Source organism: Streptomyces sp. NPDC055239 (genome assembly GCF_053606205.1).
On sequence record NZ_JBSGRD010000007.1, the window covers coordinates 406,975 to 416,120 of the forward strand.

At 69.0% G+C, this 9,146-nt stretch carries 10 protein-coding genes; 6 read left to right on the forward strand and 4 right to left on the reverse strand.

Annotated elements, in window-relative coordinates; genetic code table 11:
* The first annotated feature begins 7 nt into the window (after window positions 1-7).
* The 6 genes from ACWFRJ_RS24350 to ACWFRJ_RS24375 all read left to right on the forward strand — a co-directional run bounded on the left by ACWFRJ_RS24350 (window position 8) and on the right by ACWFRJ_RS24375 (window position 6,754).
* Entirely contained in the window at window positions 8-766 is a 759-nt protein-coding gene (locus tag ACWFRJ_RS24350; protein WP_453534570.1) for a DeoR/GlpR family DNA-binding transcription regulator, read from the forward strand.
* A gap of 4 nt (window positions 767-770) precedes the next feature.
* The gene (locus tag ACWFRJ_RS24355) at window positions 771-1,463 is read left to right on the forward strand and encodes an HAD family hydrolase (RefSeq protein WP_453534572.1); all 693 of its coding nucleotides are present in this window, start codon (window positions 771-773) and stop codon (window positions 1,461-1,463) included.
* A 171-nt stretch (window positions 1,464-1,634) separates the two neighbouring features.
* Window positions 1,635-3,047 (forward strand): family 2B encapsulin nanocompartment shell protein, encoded by a 1,413-nt coding sequence (locus tag ACWFRJ_RS24360; protein ID WP_453534575.1) that lies wholly within the window; start codon window positions 1,635-1,637, stop codon window positions 3,045-3,047.
* Between the two features lie 116 nt (window positions 3,048-3,163).
* A complete protein-coding gene (locus ACWFRJ_RS24365) occupies window positions 3,164-4,396 on the forward strand; it encodes a family 2 encapsulin nanocompartment cargo protein terpene cyclase (RefSeq protein WP_453534577.1) in 1,233 nt (410 codons plus the stop codon).
* Between the two features lie 14 nt (window positions 4,397-4,410).
* Entirely contained in the window at window positions 4,411-5,295 is an 885-nt protein-coding gene (locus tag ACWFRJ_RS24370; protein ID WP_453534580.1) for a geranyl diphosphate 2-C-methyltransferase, read from the forward strand.
* 142 nt (window positions 5,296-5,437) lie between these two features.
* Complete coding sequence (locus ACWFRJ_RS24375) at window positions 5,438-6,754, forward strand: cytochrome P450 (protein ID WP_453534670.1); 1,317 nt, start codon at window positions 5,438-5,440, stop codon at window positions 6,752-6,754.
* Window positions 6,755-6,893: 139 nt separating this feature from the next.
* Here ACWFRJ_RS24375 and ACWFRJ_RS24380 read toward each other — a convergent pair whose 3' ends face one another.
* The 4 genes from ACWFRJ_RS24380 to ACWFRJ_RS24395 all read right to left on the reverse strand — a co-directional run.
* Window positions 6,894-7,274 carry a hypothetical protein gene (locus tag ACWFRJ_RS24380; RefSeq protein ID WP_453534583.1) on the reverse strand — a complete coding sequence of 127 codons (381 nt, stop codon included), beginning with the start codon at window positions 7,272-7,274 and terminating at the stop codon, window positions 6,894-6,896.
* Between the two features lie 289 nt (window positions 7,275-7,563).
* A complete protein-coding gene (locus ACWFRJ_RS24385; RefSeq protein ID WP_453534586.1) occupies window positions 7,564-8,193 on the reverse strand; it encodes an alpha-ketoglutarate-dependent dioxygenase AlkB in 630 nt (209 codons plus the stop codon).
* Between the two features lie 85 nt (window positions 8,194-8,278).
* Window positions 8,279-8,545 (reverse strand): GlsB/YeaQ/YmgE family stress response membrane protein, encoded by a 267-nt coding sequence (locus tag ACWFRJ_RS24390; RefSeq protein WP_453534590.1) that lies wholly within the window; start codon window positions 8,543-8,545, stop codon window positions 8,279-8,281.
* 352 nt (window positions 8,546-8,897) lie between these two features.
* The coding region (locus ACWFRJ_RS24395; RefSeq protein ID WP_453534593.1) for a hypothetical protein at window positions 8,898-9,146 on the reverse strand (249 nt) is incomplete at its 5' end.

The window sequence follows — 9,146 nt, forward strand, 5'->3', positions numbered from 1 at the left end:
TTGCGGCATGGTGAGCACAGACCGACTGAGGCAGATCAGCGATGCCGTGCGCGAGGCGGGCCGGATGGGTGTCGCGGACCTCGCGGAACTGACCGGCGCTTCGGAGATGACCATCCGTCGCGATCTGGAGACCCTTGCGGACCAAGGCGTACTTGAGCGCTATCGCGGCGGAGCGAGGAGCCTGCTGCTGCGGGGCGAGGAACCGCCCTTCGCGCTCCGGGCGCAGGAGGGCCTGGAGGCCAAGCGGCGCATCGCCGCCGAGGTCGCCGGCCTGATCGCGGACGGCGAGTCCGTCGTCATCGACAGCGGCACCACCTGCCTGGAAGTGGCCCGCGCCATCGAGCGGCGCCGCCTGACCGTGATGCCGCTGTCCCTCCACGCGGTGAACGCGCTGACCGGGGCGCCGCAGTTGACACTCCTGGTCCCGGGCGGTCGCCCCCGGCCCGGCGAACTGGCGCTCACCGGGCCGCTGACAGAGGCGTCACTCGCGGCCCTGCGCTTCGACACCGCGGTCATCGGCTGCTGCGGACTGAACGCGGCACACGGCCTGACCGCGTACGACCTGGACGACGCCGCGGTCAAACGCGCCGCGATCGCCTCGGCCCGCCGCGTCATCGCCGTCGCGGACGCCCCCAAGCTCTCCCGCACGGCCCTCGCCTTCGTCGCTCCCGCCGCCGCCCTGCACGCCGTCGTCACCGACGAGGCCGCCGCACACGACGAGACCGACGCGCTGGCCGCCGTCGGCGTCACCGTACGAAAGGTGTGAACCCATGTCCGACCGTGGACCCGAGCCCGACCGCGACCCCATGCCCGGCTCGCCCGAGCTTCCCGAGGTCGTGCTCTTCGACCTGTTCGGCGTCATCGCGCGCCACCAGTCCACCGAAGGCAAGGACCGCCTCGTCCGTACGGCGGAGATTCCCGCACCGGCGTTCTGGGACGCCTACTGGGTGCGGCGACAGCCTTACGACAGGGGCGAGTTGACCGGTCCCGCCTACTGGCGCCAGGTGGCGGACACCCTTGCCGTCCGCTTCGACGAGCGCCGGATCGCGGAACTCGTAGAGGCCGACGTCGCCAGTTGGAGCGCCGTGGACGAGACCATGGTCGCCCTGGTCGAAGAGCTCGCGGCAGCCGGCCGTCGCATCGCACTGCTGTCCAACATCCCCGAGGAACTGGCCACTTACTACGAGACGCACCACCACTGGCTCAAGCACTTCCCCCTCCGTGCCTTCTCCTGCCGCATCGGCCACGCCAAGCCGGAGCCAGGGGCCTACCAGTGGTGCCTGGACGCCCTGAACACCGCACCGGATCGCGTCCTCTTCGTCGACGACCGCGAGGAGAACATTCGCGCCGCTGAGGCGACCGGCATACGGGGCCACCTGTTCGCCACTCCTGCGCGACTTAGGGAAGCCCTCTCGGCCACTGGCCAGAACGCCGTGGGTCGTTCGGATAAACCCCGGCCGTAGCAAGATCACCGCATCGAGTGCTGCCAACGGTCTTATCGGGCGAGCGAGGCGCAACGACCGTTAAATGGTCCACGGATCTGGACGAATTCCAAGAGATTACCCCTCTACCTCCAGTTTCGTCGGTTGGCGCGCCTGTGGCCAATACCTCCCTCGCGAAGGAGAGCTCGCCCGATGACCGTTGAGACAAGCCCGGATGCGCAGTTGGAGCCGCCCGGGCAGACCAGCCTGGGCACCGCGGCTGCCCGCAACCTTGCCACCACGACCAAGTCCGTCCCTCAGATGCAGGAGATCACCTCCCGCTGGTTGCTGCGGATGCTCCCCTGGGTGGAGACCAAGGGCGGCGCCTACCGGGTGAACCGGCGGCTGAGTTACACCGTCGGCGACGGGCGCGTCGAGTTCGTCCAGGACGGTGTCGACGTCCGGGTGATCCCCAGGGAACTCGGCGAACTGGCCCTGCTGCGCGGCTTCGACGACGTGGAGGTGCTGACCGCGATCGCCGACCGGTGCGTCCAGCGCGACTTCCGCGCCGGCGAGGTGCTCGTCGAGCGCGGTGCCCCCGCAGGGCAGCTCCACCTGATCGCCCACGGCCGGATCAACCAGCACTCCGTCGGCAAGTACGGCGACGAGGTCGAGGTCGCGGTCCTCGCCGACGGCGACCTGTTCGGTGAGAACACCCTTCTGGACACTGACGCCAGATGGGACTCCACCGCGACCGCCGAGACCGCGGGCACCCTGCTCACTCTTTCCCGTACCGATTTCGCCGCCGTCCTGTCGACGGCGCCGAGCCTCCAGACCCACCTTGACGAGTTCAGCCGGCTTCCCCGGCAACGTCAGAACAAGCACGGCGAAGCCGAGATCGCGATGTCGGCAGGACACGTCGGCGAATTCGCACTGCCGGGTGCCTTCGTCGACTACGAGCTCAAGCCGCGCGAGTACGAACTCTCCGCCGCACAGACCATTTTGCGGGTCCATACGAGGGTCACCGACCTCTACAACGGGCCGATGAACCAGACCCAGGAGCAGCTCAGGCTCACCATCGAGGCGCTGCGCGAGCGCCAGGAGCACGAGCTGATCAACAACCGGGAGTTCGGCCTGCTCCACAACGCCGACTTCAAGCAGCGGATCCAGCCCCACTCGGGCCCGCCGACCCCGGACGACCTCGACGAACTGCTCTGCCGCCGCCGCGGCACGAAGCTCTTCCTCGCCCATCCCAGGACGATCGCGGCGATCGGGCGCGAGCTCAACGCCCGCGGGATCTATCCGGACCACGTCGACCTCGGCGGGCAGCAGGTGCCCGCCTGGCGCGGGGTCCCGATCCTGCCCTGCAACAAGATCCCGATCACCAAGGAGCAGACCAGCTCGATCCTCGCCATGCGCATCGGCGAGGACAACCAGGGCGTCATCGGTCTGCACCAGACCGGCCTCCCGGAGGAGTACGAGCCGGGTCTGTCGGTGCGCTTCATGGGCATCAGCGACCAGGCGATCCTCTCGTACCTGGTCAGTACGTACTACTCCGCCGCCATCCTGGTGCCCAACGCGCTCGGCGTCCTTGAGAACGTCCAGATCGCCCGCAGGCGCGACTAGAGCATCCGTCGTACGGCCACGACAGCCCGGACCCTCCCGGGCCGGGCGCGCATGCCCGGATCCGGAAGAGGCTACCTATCCCGACAAGGCCACCCCATCCCCACAAGGAGCCACGGATGCCCGATCCCGGGTCTTCCCCTCTGCACGCGAGCCCGCCCGCCGCCGCACGCCCCGGCGTTCTGCCCGGCCCGCCCTCTGCCCCCCTGCCCCTGCCCTTGCCTGCCGCAGAATCCGTGCCCCTGACCGACACCGGGCCGGACCCTGCCCTGGAGCGGGTCCTGCGTGGTCCGAGCGGCCTTGGCACGGCGAGCTTGTATCCGGGCCGGCGCGAGGAGCCGTCGGCGCCCGCGGTGGTCGAGACACCGACGGAGGCCCTGCACATCCCGGGGCTCTACTACCACCCGGTGCCGGAGCCGGACCCGGCGCGGGTGGAGGAGGTCAGCCGCCGGATCAAGGACTGGGCGGTCGACGAGGTCGACCTGTTCCCCGACGACTGGGAGGGCCAGTTCGACGGCTTCTCCGTCGGGCGCTACATGGTCGCCTGCCACCCGGACGCGCCGACCATCGAGCACCTGATGGTCGCCACCCGGCTCATGGTCGCCGAGAACGCGGTCGACGACTGTTACTGCGAGGACCACGGGGGTTCGCCGATCGGCCTCGGGGGGCGTCTGCTTCTGGCGCACACCGCGCTCGACCCGCTGCACGCGACGAAGGAGTACCAGCCCCAGTGGGCCCAGTCGCTCCACGCGGACGCACCGCGGCGCGCCTACCGCTCGGCGATGGAGTACTTCGTCCAGCAGGCCACCGGCTCGCAGGCCGACCGCTTCCGGCACGACATGGCACGGCTGCATCTGGGGTACCTCGCGGAGGCGGCCTGGGCGCAGACGGACCACACGCCTGAGGTGTGGGAGTACCTGGCGATGCGGCAGTTCAACAACTTCCGGCCCTGCCCCGGCATCACCGACGCAGTCGGCGGCTACGAACTGCCGACGGACCTGCACGCCCAGCCCGCCATGCAGAGGGTCCTCGCGCTCGCCGGGAACGCCAGCACCATCGTCAACGACCTGTACTCGTACACCAAGGAACTCGCCAGCCCCGGGCGGCATTTGAACCTGCCCGTGGTGATCGCCGATCGGGAGGGCATCTCCGACCAGGAGGCCTATCTCAAAGCGGTCGAGGTCCACAACGACCTCATGCGCGACTTCGAGACCGAAGCCGCGGCCCTGGCCGCCTCCTGCCCCGTCCCGAGCCTGCTGCGCTTCCTGCGGGGCGTGGCCGTATGGGTCGACGGCAACCACTACTGGCACCAGACCAACACCTACCGATACAGCCTGCCCGATTTCTGGTAAGGACGGAATCACCTGTGACCAGCACCGAATTCACCACTGTCAAGAGCGGCTCCGCGTTCGTCCCCACCCCGGCGACGCCCTATCAAGGCGACATCGCGCGCTACTGGAACGCCGAGGCCAGGCCCGTGAACCTGCGCCTCGGCGACGTCGACGGGCTCTATCACCATCATTACGGCATCGGCGACGTCGATCATGCCGCCCTGGGGGACCCCGACGACAGCGAGCACGAGAAGAAGCTGATCACCGAGCTCCACCGCCTGGAGTCGGCGCAGGCCGAAGTGCTCCTGAACCACTTGGGTTCCATCGGGAGTGATGACACGCTCGTGGACGCCGGTTGCGGCCGTGGCGGTTCGATGGTCATGGCGCACCAGCGATTCGGAAGCAAGGTCGAGGGCGTCACCCTGTCGGCCAAGCAGGCCGACTTCGCCAACCAGCGTGCCCAGGAACTCCGCATCCAGGATCACGTCCGGGCCCAGGTGTGCAACATGCTCGACATGCCTTTCGAGACAGGGCAGGCCGCGGGCTCGTGGAACAACGAGTCGACGATGTACGTCGACCTGCACGACCTCTTCAGTGAGCACTCCCGGGTTCTTGAGGTCGGCGGCCGCTATGTGACCATCACCGGCTGCTGGAACCCGCGGTACGGGCAGCCCTCGAAGTGGGTCTCCCAGATCAACGCGCACTTCGAGTGCAACATCCACTCCCGCCGGGAGTACCTGCGCGCCATGGCCGACAACCGTCTCGTACCGCAGGCCGTCGTCGACCTGACGCCCGCGACCCTGCCCTACTGGGAGCTGCGTGCCACGTCGTCCCTGGTCACCGGCATCGAAGAGGCATTCATCAACTCCTACAAGGACGGCTCCTTCCAGTACGTTCTGATCGCGGCCGACCGCGTCTGAGCGACCGGCGGGGCCGGGCTCGCCACCCGGCCCCTCCGGCGCGCGCCGGCGCGCACTGTCGGGTGCCGCTCCTTCTCCCCTACAGTGCGTGACGCCTCCACCCGCCCGTGCCGACGTGCAGCCGTCGAACAGGAGCAGCTCCGTGGTCACCGACGCCCGCGCAGGTTCCGTCCCTTCGCCTCCCGGGCGCCAGGTTCCCGAGCTCGATCCCGGCCTTGTCGAACAGTGGCAGGCCGGGGGAGGGGAACTCATCGACCTCTTCGCCGAGGCGCGCGAACGGCTCGGCGGTGTCGCCGCGTTCCGGCTCGGGCCGCGTCCGACCGTCCTGATCACCGCCCCCGAAGCCGTGCAGCACGTGCTCGCGCTCCACCCCGGCCGGTACGTCAAGCGTTCACACCGCGCGCGACTGCTGATCGGCGACGGAGTGCTTGCCGCGACGGGGGAGGCGTGGCAGCGCCAACGGCGACTTCTGCAGTCCCAGTTCACAGGGCCGGGCATGCGGCGCTACGAGCAGCGGATCGCCGAGGCCGCCCGGATCACGGCGGCGCGCTGGGCCGGGTACGCCCGCACCGGGCAGGTCTTCGACGTCGGCGACGAGATGCGGCGCTTCGCCCTTGACACCATCTGGCGCTCCTTGACCGGGCATCCCCTCGACCCAGAGTCTGAGCGTGAACTGGCCGCCGTGCCCGCCGTGGTGGCCGCGCTGCCCAGCCTGCCGGTCGACGGCGCCGCAGCCCAAGGGGCGGTCGCCGATGAACTGGCCAGAATCGACGCGGTGGCAAGCCACGCCATCGCCGCCGCGCGTGACGCCGAGGCCGGACCCGACGGTCCTGGCCTGCTGCACGTCCTGCTGGAGGCGGCCGAGACGCGTCCCGAGTACACGGACCGGCTGATCCGCGACGAGCTCGTCACCCTCCTTGTCGCCGGGCACGAGACCACCGCCACGACCCTGACCTGGCTCTACCTCCTGTTGGACCGCCACCCGGAGGCACGGGAGCAGGCTCTCGCCGCCGGAGCCGAAGGCTCGCCCCAGCGGCGCCAGGCTCTCCAGGCGCTCGTCCACGAAACGCTGCGGTTCTACCCGTCCGCCTGGATGCTGCCGCGCAGCGCGGCACAGGACGACACTCTCGCCGGATACGAGATCGAGGCCGGCACCGACGTACTGGTCTGCCCCTACCTGACACACCGGGACCCCGAACTCTGGGAAGCCCCGGGGCGGTTCGATCCGACCCGCTTCACGACCCCCGGGCGCCGCCCCACCCACCCGGGAAGCTACTTCCCGTTCGGCGTCGGACCCCGGGCCTGCCTGGGCCTGCAGTTCGCCCTCCGGGAATCGACCGTCCTCCTCCAGCACCTGCTGCCCGCCCACGTCCCGCACTTCCACTCCACCCCGGCCAAGACCGCGTACAGCATCACAGTGCGCCCCGACGGCCCGACGCCCGCGGTACTGGGCGCCTAGGTCCGCCCCGCAAGTACACGGCAGGGCAAGGCGCTCTCAGTGACCCCGCCCCGCCCGTCCGCCTCCACCCGGCACAGCCGCGCCCCGGGGACCCGGGGCACCGCCTCCGTGGTGCGGGCAGAGGGACCCCGGAAGCGCCTCAATTCTGAGCCCTCTCCAGTTCGTCCTGGTGGTGGCGCAGCCGGATGCTGATCGTTCCCGCGGTGAACAGCGCGCTGCCTATCGCGGTCAGGGGGACGGAAACCATCAAGGCCGCCAGCGGCTGGGGCCAGTTCCGGTCCGATGCGCATTGCGCCGCTTCGTTGTACGCGTCATTGGAATCCTCGAAGTAGAGGTCCCTGGGTTCGGAGTTGACCGGTGCTGGGCAGTCGATTGCGTTGTACGTGGATTCGTACGACGTGAACAACTGCCACGCGGCGTAGAGCCAGAGCAGCAAGGCGCAGGCAAGCAGCCCGATTCCCCAGCTCTGCAGTCGGCCGGACCGCGTCCGGAAGTTCTGTTCGACCGCCAGTGGGTGCACTTTGCGTCTCCTCGTATTGACCTTGAGTCTTGAGTGGCGCGGGAGACTTTAGCGGCGGCGACGAGATGAAGCCCATCAAAAAGCCCCGGTCTCGTGAGAGACCGGGGCTTGTCGCGAGCGCTGGGCAGGCCTTGCACCTGCATTTCCCCGCAGGAAGCGGGGCGTCTTTCCTTGGACGACCAACGCCGGGCCCGCTGCCAGGAGTTCCGGCTGCAGGCGCAAGATCAACTATAGCGTAAGAGTCGGGGTTGCCGCACACCGCAGCGAGTTGGGTCAACGGTGCGACCGGTCACTGCACCCCGTGCGGCCGGAACTGGATGCTGATGCGCCCTCCGGAGGCCCGGGTCGACTTGGGGACCGCGTGCTCCCAGGTGCGCTGGCAGGAGCCGCCCATCACGATCAGGTCGCCGTGCCCGAGCGGGCGTCGGACGGTCTCGCCGCCGTGGCGCGGGCGCAGCAGCAGGTCGCGGGGTGCCCCCACGGAGAGGATGGCGACCATCGTGTCCTCGCGGGCGCCCCGGCCGATGCGGTCGCCGTGCCAGGCCACGCTGTCGCGCCCGTCGCGGTAGTGACACAGACCGGCCGTCGTGAACGCCTCGCCGAGCTCGGCGGCGTAGTGCGCGGAGAGGGCCTGCCGGGCCTCGTCGAGCACGGCGTGGGGGAGTGGTTCGCCTGCGCGGTAGAAGGCGAGCAGGCGCGGCACGTCCACGACCCGCTCGTACATCTGCCGTCGTTCGGCCTTCCACGGGACGTCCGTGGTGAGCCGCTCGAACAGGACGCCGGCGCCACTGAGCCAGCCCGGCAGGAGGTCTATCCACGCCCCGTCGCCGAGGACTGTCCTGCGGATCCCGTCCAGGCGGCCCAGGCGCACGTCGTCGCTCTGATCGAAGAGAGATCCCTGGAGCTGGTGCGTTGCCATGTGGCCAGTGTACCCATTGATTCGAACGTGTGAACTAATTCGAACATCGGCCGCACTCGCCCACTCGCCCCACCCTCAGGACGGGTCAGCGGGACCGCTGCCCGGAGAGCAGGCGATAGACGAACAGGACGATCACCGAACCGACGATGGCGGCGATCCACGTCGACAGATGGAAGAAGCCGTTGATCGAGTGGACGCCGAAGATCAGCTTGCCCAGCCAGCCGCCGAGCAGCCCGCCCACGATGCCGATCAGCATCGTCACCAGGCAGCCTCCCGGGTCCTTGCCGGGAGTGAGGGCCTTGGCGATGGCGCCCGCGATGAGGCCGATAAGGATCCAGGCGATGATGCCCACGAGTGTGTTCCTTTCCCTTGTGTGCGTGTCGGCTCCCGGTCTGCCGTCCGACACCACTGAGGCAAATGTCCATCGCGGGGCCCCTCACACGGGACCAAGGTCATCGGTCGCGGGACGAAGGTCACTCCTGTGCCAGCCAAATGGGTGAAGGCCGCTCGGGCGCGGCCCTGCGGACGTGGCCAGGCGGGAGGGGGTGGAGCGCCGCTCCGTCACCCCGTCACGAAATGCGGCCCACGTCGGCTCACGCTATAGATGTGGAGAGAGCGTTGCAGGCTCTCCATGAATTCGGGGTCGTGGGCATGCCAGCGAGGGGCAGGCGAGTAAAGAAGCTGCGAGGAGGACGCTGCCAATGCTAGTTGTCGCTCTTTTGCTCTTGCCGGTCATGGGGCTCCTGATGATCGCCATGGACCGCATCGAGGATCTGATGAACGGGGAAGCGTCGCCGAGACACGGTCGGCGGGTACGTCACCTTCGCCTCATCCATGGAGGAGAGCGCCCGGCACATCACGGGACGTCCGCCTCCGAACAGCGCAGAGACGCGGCCTGACGCGCGAGAGGGCGGCGCCGCGTTCGCTTCAGATACTTCTGCAGAAGTATCTGA